Source organism: Aquimarina sp. Aq78 (assembly GCF_900299525.1).
Classification (GTDB): Bacteria; Bacteroidota; Bacteroidia; order Flavobacteriales; family Flavobacteriaceae; genus Aquimarina.
Map to the genome: position 1 here is coordinate 124393 of NZ_OMKA01000014.1, position 16426 is coordinate 140818.

Genomic DNA, 16426 nt, shown 5'->3' on the forward strand with positions numbered 1-16426 from the left:
TTTTGTATATTGTAGAGTCCTAGTCTACAAAACCCAACTTATGAAAAAGAATTCCATACTATTTCTGGTTTCAATATTGTACTTTACTTTGTCTTGCTCTCATAATGAGTCTATAGAAACAATAGATAATGAAACGATTAGTACTGATTCTAATGCCATATATTTTCCACCTATCGATTCAGATACCTGGGAAACTATACCTGCTCAAGATTTAGGGTGGAATATAAGTAATGAGCAACCATTATATGACTTCCTTGAAGAAAAAGGTACTAAAGCATTTATCATTCTTAAAAATGGAAAAATTGTTATTGAGAAATACTTTAACGGAGGATCAGTTTCTGACAATAATCCCTGGTACTCTGCAGGAAAAACCTTAACTGCATTTACGGTTGGGATAGCTCAACAAGAAAACCTATTAGATATAAATGACGTTTCGGCAACATACCTAGGAACAGGATGGGCTAATATTACTACAGAACAACAAAATGCAATAACGGTTAGAAATCATTTAACCATGACAACAGGTTTAGACTATAACGTTTTGAATCAGAACTGTACTGATGCTAATTGTTTTACTTATCTTAATGATTCGGATAATGTTTGGTATTATCATAATGCTGCATATACAATACTAAAAGACATTATTTCGGAAGCCACAAATCAAGAATACAACACCTATTTTGATGTCAAAATAAAAAATAAAATAGGAATGAACGGTGCATGGATTACTCTTGGCTATGCAAATATTTACTATAGTACAGCCAGAAGCATGTCTCGTTTTGGTTTGTTAAACCTAAATAAAGGGATCTGGGACACTACAAAAATTCTTACTGATCAAAACTACTTTACCCAAATGATTACTACTTCTCAGGTTTTAAATCAATCTTATGGTTATTTATGGTGGTTAAACGGAAAATCAAGCTATAGAGTTCCTGGATTTGAAAATGAATTTATTGGGTCTTTAATTCCTAATGCCCCAGATGATCTTATAGCTGGTTTGGGTAAAAATGATCAAAAACTATATATCGTTCCTAGTCAAAATCTGGTTATCGTAAGAATGGGTGATGATACTGGGGGGTCATTATTAGGACCTTCTGGCTTTGACAATGAATTATGGGGGAAAATTAATTTACTAATTAAATAGTTAAAACCAATATCTGGAGTAACCTTATTCTCAATCCATATAATTAGCAGGTTCTTTTCTTTCTTTTGTAGCTTGTTCGTAAGCATAACCTAATTGCAACAATAAGGCTTCAGAAAAAGGTTTAGCTATAAACGTAAGTCCTTTTGGTTCTCCTTTACTTGTATACCCCATAGGAACCGTAAGAGCAGGATATTTGGCTACAGCAGCATAGCCAGCATGATAATTATTTATTGATAGTATCACATCCAGTTGATGTTTATCAATATGAGTATCAAAATAATTACGTGCGATCGTTTTTAGATTTTCTTTTATTACATTCAATTCTTCAGTAGTAGTACTATCTGCAAGGATACCTTCAAACAATTGTTGCCCATAAGGAATTCGTTTTATAGAATCCTGTTTATTAAATGCAATTGCATCTTTTATGTTTTTAACAGTAACATCACTCCCCGACTGAGTACTTATATATGCAGGAAGGTCATTTTTCATATCTATATTCAAAATACTTAGAAAACCTGGTAATTGTACTCGTTCTGGTTCAATTTCTATGATCTCTCCTCCTGCTTTCTTTATTTTTTCTACGGCAATTTTATAGATAGAATCTTCTAAAAGATCTTTAATCACTCCAAAACGTTTTTCTTTTAAAAAATGTTCCTTTAATGAATTTATAAAATTTGTATCTATAGCTTTAGAAGCAACATCATTATCATCCTTACCTGTAACAGCATTAAGTAAGATAGCGTTATCAATTACGCTCTTGGTCATAGGCCCCGGAGTATCTAATGTACTTGAGATTGGCACTATTCCTGTTCTGCTTAATACTCCTATAGTCGGTTTTAAACCTACAACAGAGTTTTGGCTGGATGGCGACAAAATAGATCCACTGGTTTCTGTTCCTATTGCGGCAACACAAAAATTAGCCGCAACGGCAACTCCACTCCCCGAACTGGAACCACCAGTCTCAAAAACCATTCTACCATAAGGGTTAAGTGTCTGTCCTCCTATAGCACTATACCCAACAGGGCATCCCGAACATAAAAAATATGCCCATTCGCTTAAGTTAGCTTTACCAAGAATTAATGCATTTTTATCTAATAATCGTTCTGTGATAAATGCACTTTTACTTTTATTATTTTGTAACGCTACAGCTCCGGCTGTGGTTACCATATCTTTTGTTCCTATATTATCTTTTAGCAAAATAGGCATTCCGAAAATAGAATTAATATCAATATTCTTTTTATCCATTTTATCCAAATCTCTAGCTTGCTCTACTACTTTTGGATTAAGGGAAATTACCGAATTTAAAGATAATGCATTATCACTTTCGTATTTTCTGATACGATAGATATAGAAAAGTGTTAACTCTTCATAGGTAAGTTTACCATCTTTTATTTGTTGTTGAATGGTAGGAATATTTTTTTCGAGAATAAACTTTTTTAAATCATTATATTTTTCTTCAGAAAAGAAATCTAATTCAGATTCCAAAGTTTTCCAGATATCATTTTTATCCAGCACTTTAGAGTTTATTAGTTTTAAATGCATCCTTGTCTGCTCCAACATCTCTGTAGCCGCCAAATCTGCAGCTTCATCATATGGTTCCCAAACTACCCTTGGTTCTTTTTCTAGTTGTGTTTCTGTTTTATCTTGCTTTTTACAAGTAATAAAAACAAAAATTGAAATTAAAACAAATACTATCTTTCTCATTGCGATATGTTGTGTAAAGGTCAGTTTTAAATGCTACAATTCTTTAAAATATAAAAAAAGGCGGTGAGAATGTTTCTCATCGCCTTTTTTAACCTTTTTGTAACAAATATTATTTGAAGAAAGAATCTACAAATTCATATTTATTAAATACCTGAAGATCTTCTATCCCCTCTCCTACGCCTATATATTTTACCGGAATCTTAAACTGATCGCTTATTCCTATTACAACCCCTCCTTTGGCGGTTCCATCAAGTTTGGTTACAGCCAATGAAGTTACTTCTGTAGCTGCCGTAAATTGTTTTGCTTGTTCAAATGCGTTTTGACCTGTAGAACCATCTAAAACCAATAATACATCATGAGGAGCATCTCCTATTACTTTTTGCATCACTCGTTTTACTTTTGTCAACTCATTCATTAAATTGACTTTATTATGCAATCTACCTGCTGTGTCTATAATGATAACATCAGCATCTTGATTTACTCCAGATTGTAGCGTATCAAAAGCTACAGAAGCAGGATCGCTTCCCATATCTTGTTTTATGATCGGAATATCTACGCGATCTGCCCATACTTGTAGTTGATCGATTGCTGCTGCTCTAAATGTATCTGCAGCACCTAATACCACTTTTAATCCTTTGTTCTTTAATTGATGGGCAAGTTTTCCTATTGTAGTGGTTTTTCCTACTCCATTTACTCCAACCACCATTATTACATAAGGTTTTTTATCTTTTGGAATTTCAAAATCAGTAGCTTCTCCGACATTAGTTTCAGAAAGTAAACCAGCGATTTCTTCGCGAAGGATTTGATTTAACTCATCTGTTCCAAGATATTTATCCTTTGCTACCCGATTCTCTATACGTTCAATAATCTTAATGGTAGTCTTAACTCCGACATCACTTGTAACCAATATTTCTTCCAGATCATCTAAAACATCATCATCTACTTTAGATTTACCAGCTACTGCCTTACTTAATTTAGAGAAAAAGTTTGTTTTTGATTTCTCTAATCCTTTATCCAGTGTTTCTTTTTTCTCTGAAGAAAATATATTTTTAAAAAGCCCCATTTGTACTATTCAATATGCTAGAAATTAAAAAACTAAAACATTTAGTTATATTGCTTAAATATAAAAAGAAAGAGCCATTTCAATACAATTGAAACGGCTTCTTTTTAAAATATTTTGTACGGAATTACTTTTTCTTTAAAAAATCGTTTACCGCCTCTGGTGCCATAATTGATTCTACAAAAGTATAGGCTCCAGTTTTTGGAGATTTTACCATTTTTATGGCTTTAGTTAATCTCTTTGATCCCGTTTGTAATGATGCTACTGATTTCTTTGCCATCTCTTATTATTTTATTTCTTTATGAACAGTCATTTTCTTCAAGATAGGATTAAATTTCTTTAACTCTACTCTATCAGGAGTGTTCTTTTTATTCTTGGTTGTAATATACCTTGATGTACCCGGTTTACCAGAAGCTTTATGCTCTGTACATTCTAAGATTACCTGTACTCTATTACCTTTCTTTGCCATTATAAGTATCTTTTAAAATAAAGAGATTATTTATTTAAGAAACCTTTTGCTCTTGCTTCTTTTAAAACAGCTGAGATTCCGTTCTTATTTATATTTTTTAATGCAGCGGTTGACACTTTAAGTGTTATCCAACGATCTTCTTCTGGAATATAAAAACGTTTTTTAATTAAATTCGCATTGAATTTACGTTTTGTTTTATTCATCGCGTGGGAAACATTGTTTCCTACCATTGCTTTTTTACCTGTAAGCTCGCAAACTCTTGACATCTCTTCTTAATTTTGGTATTATTTCAAAACAGGGTGCAAATTAACGAATTATTTACCGAACCACCAATAATAGTTTGGTAATTTTTCTTCTTTTTTTTACTGCTTTGGAAAAATCAAAAAACAGGTATTTTTACGTATTTCAAAAACATGACATTACATCTATCTTTACATCAGTTAGTTTTACAATTGTAACTAACTACTTAATATGGGGTAATTAAGTAGTAAACGAAAGTGGGTCATTTTTTAATGACCCACTTTTTTTGTTGTGTTTTATATTACAAATATAAACACATACTAAACACTAATAAAACCTAACTAACCTAATTTTGACAAAAACTATTTTTTTATAAACCTTGATCTGTGTATTCAACATTTTGGCTCCATATATTATTTTCTATCTGCATTATAGATTCCTGTAATTCATCTACATATTGTGCGGCACCATAATCGTTTTTACCTTCGGCTACTACAAATGTTATATTACATCCCAAATCTTTTGCTACATTAACATTTTTATATGCCTTCTTTATAGAAAAATATCGATCTTTTGTCCCGTGAACAACATAGATAGGGGTTTTTATTTTATCCAAAACTTTAAAGTTAGATGCCACAACAATGAGGACAGAGAATAAATGATCGTTATCTTTTACCAGTTTGATCGACTGTAAGGCTCCATTACTATACCCTATTAGAATAATTTTTTTATCGTCTATCGGATAACTACTTCGTGCAGCGTTTACAAAATCAATAACAATTTGCTCTAAAGCCCTTTCATCTGGTCTTTTCCATGAAATTTTAGGACTAAAAATTATCCCTTGCTTATTTCTAATTCCCGGAATGATAAAATCCTTTTTGAAATTTGGATATTTCTTAGCCCCCACTCCTCCAGGAAGTACAATATAGACAGGTAACTTTTCATTCTGGTTATTCTCTGGCAGAATAAGATCAAACTCTCCTTCATATACTGCTTTAAAAGTTTTCATTTCTGAACCAAGTATACTGTTATTTGTCTTCCCCGTTATGGTTAATGATACAAACATCCCTATTAGCGCAGAAAGTATCGTTTTGGAAGAAAGAAATAAAGTTTTCATAGTTATCGATATTGTTTTGATTACTGTAAAACTACTTCTGTATATCGTTTAAAAACACGTTTTATCGTTCAATCGCGCTTTTTTGTCGATGAATTGCAAAAACATATAGATAAGTACTATTGATATTGTAAGTTAGAGCAAAGAATATCTGAGTTAGATGATAATGATTTTAAAGTAATGTATTAAGTAATAGTTCGAAAGATTTATTTACAGCTTTGCCAATGGTACGCTCTCTAAGGTTACTAAAAACATATTCCTCTGAAAAAACACCTTTTGGAGAGGCTATTGCAATAAAAACAGTTCCTACCTCGACATCTCCATCACCTTTTGTAGGTCCAGCATTACCTGTAGTACCAATAGCATAATCTGATTTAAATTTTTCTTTTGCTGCCATAGCCATGGCTTCTGCAACCTCGATACTGGTCACCGTATATTTTTTAATAATCTCAGGATCGATACCTAATATATCTATTTTGGATTGTGTAGCATAGGTAACAGCTCCGCCATTAAAATAAGCAGAAGCACCCGCATTGGCTGTAAATGATTGTGCTATTTTACCACCAGTACAACTTTCTGCAACCGATAGTGTTTTACCCTGCTTAACCAATAGTTGGCCAATTCTAGCCTCTATAGTTTCATCTTCTTCATATCCTACAATAATATCCCCTATTATAAGATTTAATGCTGATACTTTATTCGCTATAGTATCCTCGAGGAGTTTTTTATCGCTCCCTCGTGCCGAAAGACGAAGTCTTACTCTTCCTAAATTGGGTAAGTATGCTAATTTGATAAATGAAGGCAAATCATTCTCCCAGTCTTCAATTTTTTCTGCTACTGCACTTTCACCCATACCATAGGTAAGTATTGTTTTATGAATGATATACGGTCTGTTAAACCTTTTTTGCAACCTAGGCAACACCTCATCTATCATCAACCCTTTCATTTCATAAGGAACTCCGGGCATAGATATAAAAACTTTGTTTTCTTTTTCTAACCACATCCCGGGAGCTGTACCATAGAGATTCATCAAAACGGTTGATTTACTAGGTACAAGCGCTTGTTGTCTATTTACTTCAGAAATTGGTGTGGAAATATATTTAGCGAATAATCTTTCGACATGTGCAAGCACATCCTTGTTTTCTACCAATGTATCTTCAAAATATTCGCAAATGGTATGTTTTGTAATGTCATCTTTTGTAGGACCAAGACCTCCTGTTATCAATACAACATCTACTCTATTACCAGCTTCTGCTATTGCATCAAGAATATGTTGTTTATCATCTTTTATAGATGAGATTTGATGTACATCTATACCAATTTTATTAAGCTCTTTACCAATAAATGCAGAGTTAGAATCAATGATTTGTCCAATCAGAATTTCGTCTCCTATAGTAATAATTTCTGCAAGCATAGTTAGTTAAAATCTGCTTTCAGGTCTTCGAGAGCTCCATTAACCGTAGATACAATATGATCCAGAATAGGTATAATCTCTTCTTTTGCTTTCTTCGTTTTTGACCAAGCTTCAATCTGTTTAATTTGCGCTAAAAGATCAATATCAAATAATTGAAGATTAGGTTTCATCTTATGAGCATATTGATATGCCATCTGTGGATTATCAGAATTTACAGCTTGAACCATACTATCGAGATCAGGCGGTATTTCTTCTAGAAAAGTCTGTACCAGGACAGCTATAAATTCGTTATCGCCTCCTGATAATTCATTTACATGTTTTAAACTATATCCTTTGCTCATTTATTTTACTTTTATTGAAAAAAATTGTTGGTTGTTTATATATCCAGTCAAAATATCGTTCGGTTTTACCGCACCAACACCCGCTGGCGTACCTGTAAATATAATATCTCCTATCTTTAAAGTAAAATATTTTGACACATATTCTATTAATTCATTGATCTTCCACAACATAAGTCTTGTATTCCCTTGCTGTGCGATATCTCCATTTTTCTCTAATCGAAAATCAATAGAATCGATATCGTCATATTCATCTTTAGGCATCCATGTTCCTATTACTGCTGCTCCATCAAAGGCTTTAGCTTTCTCCCATGGAAGGCCTTTTGCCTTGAGTTTAGTTTGCAAATCTCGTGCTGTGAAATCTATCCCAAGACTTATTTCATCATAATATTTATGAGCAAATTTTTTATCAATATGCTTACCTACTTTATTTATTTTTATCAATACCTCAACTTCATGATGAATATCATCTGAGAAATCCGGAATAAAAAAGGGTTGTTTTTTTAACAAAATAGAAGTGTCTGGTTTTATAAAAACCACTGGGTTTTCTGGTCTCTCATTCTCCAATTCTTCAATATGATCTGTATAATTGCGACCTATGCAAATAAGTTTCATGATATAAAATGATAAGAGAAATGATTATAAATTCAGGCTATTATTCAACTTACGAAGTCGAACAGCAGTAAGTACTTTTTTGGTATATAAAGGGAAATCTGCATTTTGTATCCATCCAAAATACCCAGGCTCTTCTTCCATCACTTGTTCTACCAATTTACCTTTGTGTTTACCAAAAGAAAAAACTTCCTTCTTGTTATCGTCATAAGCAATAAAACCGGCAAAATCTGCAAATTGTTTTCTAGAACTAAATTCTGACAAAAACTTAGCATCGTTTTCTAATTCTGGGTAACGATCTAACTGCGCTTTTAGCACTTCATAAGTAGCAAGTGTGTCGGCTTCGGCAGAGTGTGCATCTGTTAAATCCTTATCACAATAAAATTTATATGCAGCAGATAATGTTCTCTTTTCCATTTTATGATAAATGGTTTGCACATCAATTGCAACTGTATTCTTCATATCAAAATCCAGTCCTGCTCGTAATAATTCTTCAGCCAATAACGGTATATCAAATCGATTAGAATTGAAACCTCCTAAATCGCAGCCTTTTATCATCTCACTAACTTTACCAGCTAACTTCTTAAAAATAGGCTCATTAGCTACCTTAGCATCATCAATACCATGCACCGCTGTAGTTTCCGGAGGTATCGGCATTTCGGGGTTAACCAACCAGGTTTTGCTTTCCTGGGTGCCATTTGGAAATATTTTTAGAATAGAAATTTCTACAATACGATCTTTAGAAATATTTATGCCGGTGGTTTCAAGATCAAAAAAACATATCGGTCTTTTTAAATTAAGCTCCATAAATTGATTGTGTGATACTCAAAGATAACAGCTATTCTTTAACATTCTTATAGACTAGCTCTATTTTAACATTTACAAAAACTATACAACCTTCTTAACGAATACATTATCCGCAAATTTTCTTGTAACCGTTTCTATTATATTATCAAATTTAATACGAATTGATTTATCAAATTCCCGAACTTCAAGAATTTTTATTTCACTACTTAATGCCAATCCGATTTCTGATACATATTTTAAAAAATGAACAGATCCATCATTTACAGCAACAAGTTGACAAACATCCCCTTCTGATAAAGAAGAAAGCATAATTTTTGGTATAATCGAGTAATCTCCATTTGCATTAGGAATCATCTCACCATGAGGATCCTTTTTAGGAAAATCCATAAACCGATCCAACTCGTCAATCAACTTACGAGATTTAATGTGCTCTAATTGTTCTGCTACATCATGAACTTCATCCCATGTAAAATTAAGATAGTTACATAAAAAAGTCTCCCATAACCTGTGTTTACGAATCAATCGTACTGCAATTGACTTACCTTCTTCTGTTAAATCTAATTTACCATACTTTTCACTTACTACATAACCTTTGGTTTTCAACTTCTTAATCATATTATTTGTAGAAGCTGGAGAAACCTTAAGGTAATCTGCTAATTGGTTATTTCCCACTTTTACAGAATCATCCTCAATAAGTAACTGAAATATAGCTTTTAAGTAATCTTCTTCACTTTTTGTTAAATTGTTCAAATTTAATTTGTTAGTCATGGCTAACTTTTTTAGTTTTGTCGAAATAATAAAACAAAATTACTAAACCTAATGCAATTACGTATAATAATCTTACTTACTTTTACATACTACCTGTTTTGCAACCAGTTACACTCTCAAGAATTCAATTCTACCAACATACTAAAAGGAGTGATATACGATGACAGCGGAGTACTTCCTTTTGCTAATATTTTTATAGAAGGAACATCTTTAGGTAGTTCGAGTGATGAGAATGGAGTATTTATCATAGAAAACATACCAACAGGAAGTTATAAAGTAGTTGCTTCATTTACGGGCTACACCTCAATTAAAAAAAAGGTTTCTATTACAGCTGGAGAAAACAAAATAAACCTTGTTATGTCACAAGGATCATCTCTCGATGAAGTGGTGATCACAGGAACATTGAAAGCCGTAAGCCGATCAGAAAGTCCCGTTCCTGTAGAAATCTACTCTCCAACATTTTTCAAAAAAAATCCAACGCCTAATCTATTTGAATCTTTACAAAATATAAATGGTGTAAGACCTCAACTTAACTGTAGCATCTGTAATACAGGAGATATACACATTAATGGTTTAGAAGGACCTTACACATTGGTAATGATTGACGGAATGCCTATTGTAAGTGGATTATCAACCGTTTATGGATTATCAGGAATACCTAATTCATTGATCGATAGAATTGAAGTAGTAAAAGGACCGGCTTCATCTTTATATGGAAGTGAAGCCGTTGGAGGCCTTATTAATGTTATTACAAAAAACCCTAATGATGCTCCCGAAGTGAGTACCGATATTTTTGCTACCGGTTGGGGTGAAACCAATATAGATTTTGGTTTTAAAACCAAATTAGGTAATGCCACAGGATTATTTGGTGCCAACTATTTTTATTATGATCAAGTTATAGACAACAATAATGATGGGTTTACCGATCTTACATTACAAAATCGTATATCTATTTTTAACAAATGGAATTTTAATCGTAAAAGTGGAAAAAACTTCACACTCGCAGGTAGATTTTATTACGAAGATAGATGGGGAGGAGAAAATGAATGGAATTCGGATTTTAGAGGAAGCAATCAAATATATGGGGAGAGTATATATACGGCACGTTATGAAATACTTGGTAATTATGAATTACCAGTAAAAGAACCTTTAACACTCTCTTTTTCATACACAGATCACGATCAAGATTCATATTATGGAATCGTGTCCTATCAAGCAAAACAACGTATTGGTTTCACTCAATTAACCTGGGATAAAAAACTAAAATCACACGATCTTCTATTCGGAGCTGCATATAGATATCAATATTATGATGACAATACACCAGCAACAGCTACAAATGACATAAATGACCCCGAAGAAACAAGCACTCCAGGTATATTTTTACAAGACGAAATCACACTGGCCTCTAAACATAAACTATTATTAGGAGCAAGATTAGATTATCATAACCGACACGGAACTATTTTTACCCCAAGACTTGCCTATAAATGGAGCATTAATGATAAAAATATTTTTAGACTCAACGCTGGTACAGGATTTAGAGTAGTTAACCTTTTTACAGAAGATCATGCTGCTCTTACAGGTTCTCGCGAGGTGATCATCGAAGAAGATCTCGATCCAGAAGAATCTTATAACGTAAACCTTAATTACATCAAAAAAATATTTTTTGATAACGGAACCTTTGTAGGTTTAGATGCTTCTGCATGGTATACATATTTTACAAATGCCATTATTCCTGATTATGAAACAAATTCTTCAGAAATACGATATGGCAATTTAGATGGTCATGCAGTCTCTACAGGGATAAGTCTTAATACTAATATTAACTTTTCTAATGGTCTAAAATTCACATTAGGAATGAGCGGACTGAATGTATCAAATACCGAGAATGGAGTAACTACACGCCAGATACTCACAGAAAGTTTTACGGGAACCTGGGGAGTTACTTATAAAATTCAATCTCTTAACTTAACATTAGACTATACAGGAAATATATATGGACCTATGCGATTAGCAACTCAAGGCCCAGATGATCCCCGAAGAGACAAATCACCTTGGTGGAGCATCCAAAACATACAATTCTCTCACAAAACTAAAAACAATATAGAAATTTATGGAGGGGTTAAAAATTTATTAGACTGGACACCTAGTCGAGGGAATCCCTTTTTAATAGCCGGAGCTGATGATCCATTTGGTCCAGATTTTGATACCACCTATATATATGCTTCTAATCAGGGAATACGAGGTTTTCTAGGTGTTCGTTATTCCTTGTAAACTCAATACAAAATGAAAGTTTTTTATATCATATCATTCTTTATATTATCTCTTCTACATCAAAATGTAACGGCACAGTTACAAATTGATTCTTTTGAGTCTATAGAAAACAAAATGACTATTGCCCCAAAACCTTTAGTTGTATTTATTCATACAGATTGGTGTATGTACTGCAAGAATATGGAAAATACAACTTTTAAGAATAATGATATTATACAACAGTTAAATGAAAATTTTTATTTTGCTTCACTAAATGGTGAAAGTCGCGAAACTATACATTTTCTAAATAACTCCTTTCGTTTTCAACCTAATGGAAATAAAACCGGAGTACATCAATTAGCCAGAGAACTTGCTACTGTTAATAACCAAATTGGCTATCCAACATTAGCAATTCTAAATCACAAATACGAAATCATATTTCAACAGCAATCTTTTTTAAGTGCTAAAGAACTTATCAAAATATTAAATAAACTTTCCAAAAATGATTCATAAAAAATTAATAGTATTACTTCTTGTTTTTACTTTTTTCTCCTGTAAAAAAGAAGTGAAGGATAAAAATCAAAAATTACAAGTAGTTACCACCACCTCTATGATCACTGATATGGTTAAAAACATAGGCGGAGATTTAATTGACGTCGAGGGCTTAATGGGTAGTGGTGTCGATCCTCATTTATACAAAGCTAGCGAAGGTGATGTATCTAAATTAGTGAATGCTGATGTGATTTTTTATAACGGCTTGCATCTAGAAGGAAAACTGGTAGAAGTATTTGAAAAAATGAAACATCAGGATATTAATACCATAGCTATTGGAGCTAGTTTAGACAAAAACACGTTAATCGGCTCTGATTATTTTGCTTCTAATTATGATCCACATATATGGTTTAGTGTTGAGAATTGGAAAATCATAACGAATTTTGTTACACATAAACTTACCGAGATTGATCCAAAAAATGCTGAAGCTTTCAGAGCTAACGGAAAAGCATATTTAGCAAAACTTAATGAATTAGAGACTACATTAAAAAATACCATTGCTACCTTACCAAAAGAAAAGCGAATTCTGGTTACCGCACATGATGCTTTTAGTTATTTTGGGAAAGCTTATGATTTTAACGTAGTAGGTTTACAAGGGTTATCTACTGCTACTGAAGCTGGAGTGCAAGATGTTCAAAAATTAGCTAACTTTATTATTGAGAAAGAAGTAAAAGCTATTTTTGTAGAAAGCTCTGTTCCTAAACGAACTATTGAAGCCTTACAAGCTGCGGTAAAATCAAAGAATCATGAAGTAACAATAGGTGGAACATTATTCTCTGATGCATTAGGTAATGAAGGAACAAAAGAAGGTACCTATATTGGGATGTTTGAATATAATGTCAATACTATTATAAACGCGTTGAAGTAACAGTAAACGAATAATTTGTAGTGGTTATATTGAATAAAAATTGTTTAAATGAAAGAACAAAAAATCGCAGTTCAAATAGATGATTTAACTGTAGCTTACAATTATAAGCCTGTACTATGGGATATTGACCTTGCTATACCAGAAGGTGTACTTATGGCTATTGTGGGTCCAAATGGGGCAGGGAAATCTACTTTGATAAAATCGATTTTAGATATCATTAAACCCATTGCAGGAAGTACTCAAATTTATGGGAAACCTTACAAAAAACAACGATCACTGGTAGCTTATGTTCCTCAAAAAGGAAGTGTAGATTGGGATTTTCCTACCACTGCGCTAGATGTTGTAATGATGGGAACCTATGGAAGTTTGGGATGGATCAAAAGACCAGGACAAAAACAGAAAAAAGCTGCCCTTGAAGCATTAGAAAAAGTAGGCATGCTTTCTTTTAAAAGCAGACAGATTAGTCAGCTATCGGGAGGACAACAACAACGTATATTCTTAGCAAGGGCTTTAGTTCAAAATGCATCTATCTATTTTATGGATGAACCTTTTCAAGGTGTTGATGCCACTACAGAAAAAGCTATTATTAACATCCTAAAAGAACTTAGAAAAGCCGGAAAAACAGTAATTGTAGTACATCACGACTTGCAAACAGTGCCTGAATATTTTGACTGGGTTACTTTTCTTAATGTAAAAAAGATCGCTACCGGACCGGTAAAAGACATTTTTAATGATGATAACTTAACCAAAACCTACGGAATTAATTACAAGGTTAGCGTACAACAATAAGAACTATGGATATAAAAGAATACATAGAACTTGTCTTTACAGATTATACTTTACGCACAATAACGCTGGGTACAGCTGTACTTGGTGCCATATGCGGTATGTTAGGTAGTTTTGCTGTATTGCGTAAACAAAGCTTGTTAGGTGATGCGATTTCTCATGCTGCATTACCAGGTATTGCCATAGCTTTTCTAATTATTGGTACAAAAAACAGTTCTGCATTCTTATTAGGAGCATTGATAAGCGGTTTAATTGGTACTTTTTGGATCCGTGGCATAACCAGTAAAACACATCTTAAATCTGATACGGCTTTAGGTCTTATATTATCATTATTCTTTGGGTTTGGAATGTTATTACTAACCTATATTCAAAAAATGCCCAATGCTAATCAGGCTGGTTTAGAAAGTTACCTTTTTGGACAGGCTGCCACACTTTTAGAAAGCGATGTATGGCTCATGATCATCGTTACAGGAATTAGTTTGGTCGTTTTATTATTATTCTGGAAAGAACTCAAACTATTATTATTCGATGCTGATTACACTAAAACATTAGGATTTAACACCAAATTCTTAGACATTCTTATCACTACATTTATTGTAATTGCTATTGTATTAGGACTACAAACTGTAGGCGTAGTATTAATGAGTGCTATGTTATTAGCTCCTGCCGCAGCGGCTAGACAATGGACAAACAACTTAGCTGTAATGGTTATTTTGGCCGCAATTTTTGGTGCATTCTCTGGAGTCATTGGAACTGCAATCAGCGCCAGTCACAATAATTTATCTACAGGACCCGTAATTGTATTGGTTGCTAGTGTCTTTGTATTATTTTCTTTTATATTTTCCCCTGGCCGTGGATTACTATTTAGAGAAATCCGATTTAGAAAAAACAGAAGTGATCTTCAATTACATAAAACATTATCTTTTATGTATAATATTGCCAGTACACACGAAAATATTGCTCATCCGCATGCTATTAAAATTCTGAATAACTTTCAGGGGTTCACCAGAAAATCACTTCAAAAACTAGAAGATAAAGATTATGTCAAAATTGAGGGCAGTATGTGGTCTCTAACCGAGTCTGGATATAACACCGCCTCTAATTTATATGATCAATTAACAAAAGAAGAGAATGAGTAACGCACAGATAGAAATACAACTAATTGCCAGCCTGGTAGCAATAGCTTGCGCTATCCCTGGAACTTTTTTAGTATTACGAAAAATGGCATTAATCACTGATGCAATTAGTCATTCAATCTTGCCAGGTATTGTGATTGGTTTTTTTATCACTCATGATTTATCATCGCCTTTATTAATTATTCTTGCTGCTGCAAGCGGTGTCATTACTGTAGTATTGGTAGAGTTTATCCAAAAGACAGGCTTAGTAAAAGAAGATACAGCCATAGGTCTCGTTTTTCCTGCCTTATTTAGTATTGGGATCATACTTATTGCACAGAATGCAAATGATGTACACCTGGATGTTGATGCCGTATTATTAGGAGAACTTGCCTTTGCTCCTTTTGATAGATTACTTATAGGAGGTACAGATGTAGGTCCTAAGTCTTTATGGATCATAGGTACTATATTACTAATTACATTAGGGCTATTATTTGCATTTTTTAAGGAACTAAAAGTAAGCACATTCGATGCAGGTTTGGCTTCTGCTCTTGGATTATCTCCTGTAGTTATGCATTATGGATTAATGACTGTTTCATCAATCACTACGGTAGGCGCTTTTGACGCAGTTGGTGCTATCTTAGTCATTGCATTAATGATTGCACCTGCAGCTACCGCCTATCTATTAACAAATGACTTAAAAAAAATGCTTCTGTTATCTGTTATCTTTGGAGTTAGTAGTGCCATTATAGGATATTGGGTAGCACATGCATTAGATACATCTATTTCTGGATCAATGACTACGGTATTAGGATTAGTTTTCTTATTCGTATACCTATTTGCACCCAGTAAAGGATTGTTTTCTGTATTGTATAGACAAAAACAACAACGTATCGAGGTTTCATTACTTACCTTTCTTCTGCACTTGGGAAACCATCAGGAAGAGGAAGAGCGTCATGTAAAACATTTAAACGAACATATTAATTGGCAGAAGGTACAATCAAAATCTGTTTTGAATCTGGCACTTAAAAACAATATGATCACGATTAATAATGATATTGTTTCTTTAACTAAAAAAGGAAAAAACTTTACAACAGAAGCAATTGATTATATTGTAACCAATAAAAATTCTGAAATCGAAAACATGAAAGATCGATTTTTTCTATTTAGAGGCTAAAA

Annotated in this window: 18 protein-coding genes; 7 read left to right on the forward strand and 11 right to left on the reverse strand. The window is 33.1% G+C overall.

The window, feature by feature from the left end:
• Positions 1 to 40 precede the first annotated feature (40 nt).
• Entirely contained in the window at positions 41 to 1144 is a 1104-nt protein-coding gene (locus DG435_RS09635; protein WP_106794656.1) for a serine hydrolase, read from the forward strand.
• A gap of 30 nt (positions 1145 to 1174) precedes the next feature.
• Here the strand turns inward: DG435_RS09635 and DG435_RS09640 are convergent, their stop codons facing one another.
• The 11 genes from DG435_RS09640 to DG435_RS09690 form a co-directional block, all read right to left on the reverse strand.
• The gene (locus tag DG435_RS09640; RefSeq protein ID WP_106794655.1) at positions 1175 to 2848 is read right to left on the reverse strand and encodes an amidase family protein; all 1674 of its coding nucleotides are present in this window, start codon (positions 2846 to 2848) and stop codon (positions 1175 to 1177) included.
• 109 nt (positions 2849 to 2957) lie between these two features.
• Positions 2958 to 3911, reverse strand: a complete 954-nt coding sequence (gene ftsY / locus DG435_RS09645; protein ID WP_106794654.1) for a signal recognition particle-docking protein FtsY — start codon at positions 3909 to 3911, stop codon at positions 2958 to 2960.
• 124 nt (positions 3912 to 4035) lie between these two features.
• The gene (locus DG435_RS09650) at positions 4036 to 4188 is read right to left on the reverse strand and encodes a DUF4295 domain-containing protein (protein WP_101449883.1); all 153 of its coding nucleotides are present in this window, start codon (positions 4186 to 4188) and stop codon (positions 4036 to 4038) included.
• Positions 4189 to 4194: 6 nt separating this feature from the next.
• A complete protein-coding gene (rpmG, locus tag DG435_RS09655; RefSeq protein ID WP_106794653.1) occupies positions 4195 to 4377 on the reverse strand; it encodes a 50S ribosomal protein L33 in 183 nt (60 codons plus the stop codon).
• A 26-nt stretch (positions 4378 to 4403) separates the two neighbouring features.
• Positions 4404 to 4643, reverse strand: a complete 240-nt coding sequence (rpmB, locus tag DG435_RS09660; RefSeq protein WP_025667520.1) for a 50S ribosomal protein L28 — start codon at positions 4641 to 4643, stop codon at positions 4404 to 4406.
• Positions 4644 to 4987: 344 nt separating this feature from the next.
• The gene (locus tag DG435_RS09665; RefSeq protein ID WP_106794652.1) at positions 4988 to 5734 is read right to left on the reverse strand and encodes a dienelactone hydrolase family protein; all 747 of its coding nucleotides are present in this window, start codon (positions 5732 to 5734) and stop codon (positions 4988 to 4990) included.
• A gap of 169 nt (positions 5735 to 5903) precedes the next feature.
• Entirely contained in the window at positions 5904 to 7145 is a 1242-nt protein-coding gene (locus tag DG435_RS09670; RefSeq protein WP_106794651.1) for a CinA family nicotinamide mononucleotide deamidase-related protein, read from the reverse strand.
• Positions 7146 to 7147: 2 nt separating this feature from the next.
• Positions 7148 to 7486 (reverse strand): Hpt domain-containing protein, encoded by a 339-nt coding sequence (locus tag DG435_RS09675; protein WP_106794650.1) that lies wholly within the window; start codon positions 7484 to 7486, stop codon positions 7148 to 7150.
• A complete protein-coding gene (locus DG435_RS09680) occupies positions 7487 to 8098 on the reverse strand; it encodes a fumarylacetoacetate hydrolase family protein (protein WP_106794649.1) in 612 nt (203 codons plus the stop codon).
• A gap of 24 nt (positions 8099 to 8122) precedes the next feature.
• Entirely contained in the window at positions 8123 to 8902 is a 780-nt protein-coding gene (locus DG435_RS09685; protein WP_106794648.1) for a 3'-5' exonuclease, read from the reverse strand.
• 81 nt (positions 8903 to 8983) lie between these two features.
• Positions 8984 to 9670: a metal-dependent transcriptional regulator gene (locus tag DG435_RS09690; protein WP_106794647.1), complete on the reverse strand. Its 687-nt coding sequence runs from the start codon at positions 9668 to 9670 to the stop codon at positions 8984 to 8986.
• Between the two features lie 51 nt (positions 9671 to 9721).
• Here DG435_RS09690 and DG435_RS09695 point away from each other — a divergent pair, with 51 nt between their 5' ends.
• Genes DG435_RS09695 through DG435_RS09720 form a run of 6 tightly spaced genes read left to right on the forward strand, consistent with a single transcriptional unit; the run spans position 9722 to position 16424 of the window.
• Positions 9722 to 11947: a TonB-dependent receptor gene (locus DG435_RS09695; protein WP_106794646.1), complete on the forward strand. Its 2226-nt coding sequence runs from the start codon at positions 9722 to 9724 to the stop codon at positions 11945 to 11947.
• A 12-nt stretch (positions 11948 to 11959) separates the two neighbouring features.
• Entirely contained in the window at positions 11960 to 12439 is a 480-nt protein-coding gene (locus tag DG435_RS09700; protein ID WP_106794645.1) for a thioredoxin family protein, read from the forward strand.
• Complete coding sequence (locus DG435_RS09705; protein WP_106794644.1) at positions 12429 to 13346, forward strand: metal ABC transporter solute-binding protein, Zn/Mn family; 918 nt, start codon at positions 12429 to 12431, stop codon at positions 13344 to 13346. Before DG435_RS09700 ends, DG435_RS09705 begins: the two co-directional genes overlap by 11 nt.
• Before the next feature lie 48 nt (positions 13347 to 13394).
• Positions 13395 to 14135 (forward strand): metal ABC transporter ATP-binding protein, encoded by a 741-nt coding sequence (locus DG435_RS09710; RefSeq protein ID WP_024771305.1) that lies wholly within the window; start codon positions 13395 to 13397, stop codon positions 14133 to 14135.
• 5 nt (positions 14136 to 14140) lie between these two features.
• On the forward strand, positions 14141 to 15271 hold the full coding sequence (locus DG435_RS09715) for a metal ABC transporter permease (RefSeq protein WP_106794643.1): 1131 nt from the start codon (positions 14141 to 14143) through the stop codon (positions 15269 to 15271).
• Complete coding sequence (locus DG435_RS09720) at positions 15264 to 16424, forward strand: metal ABC transporter permease (RefSeq protein WP_106794642.1); 1161 nt, start codon at positions 15264 to 15266, stop codon at positions 16422 to 16424. Before DG435_RS09715 ends, DG435_RS09720 begins: the two co-directional genes overlap by 8 nt.
• Positions 16425 to 16426: the final 2 nt, after the last annotated feature.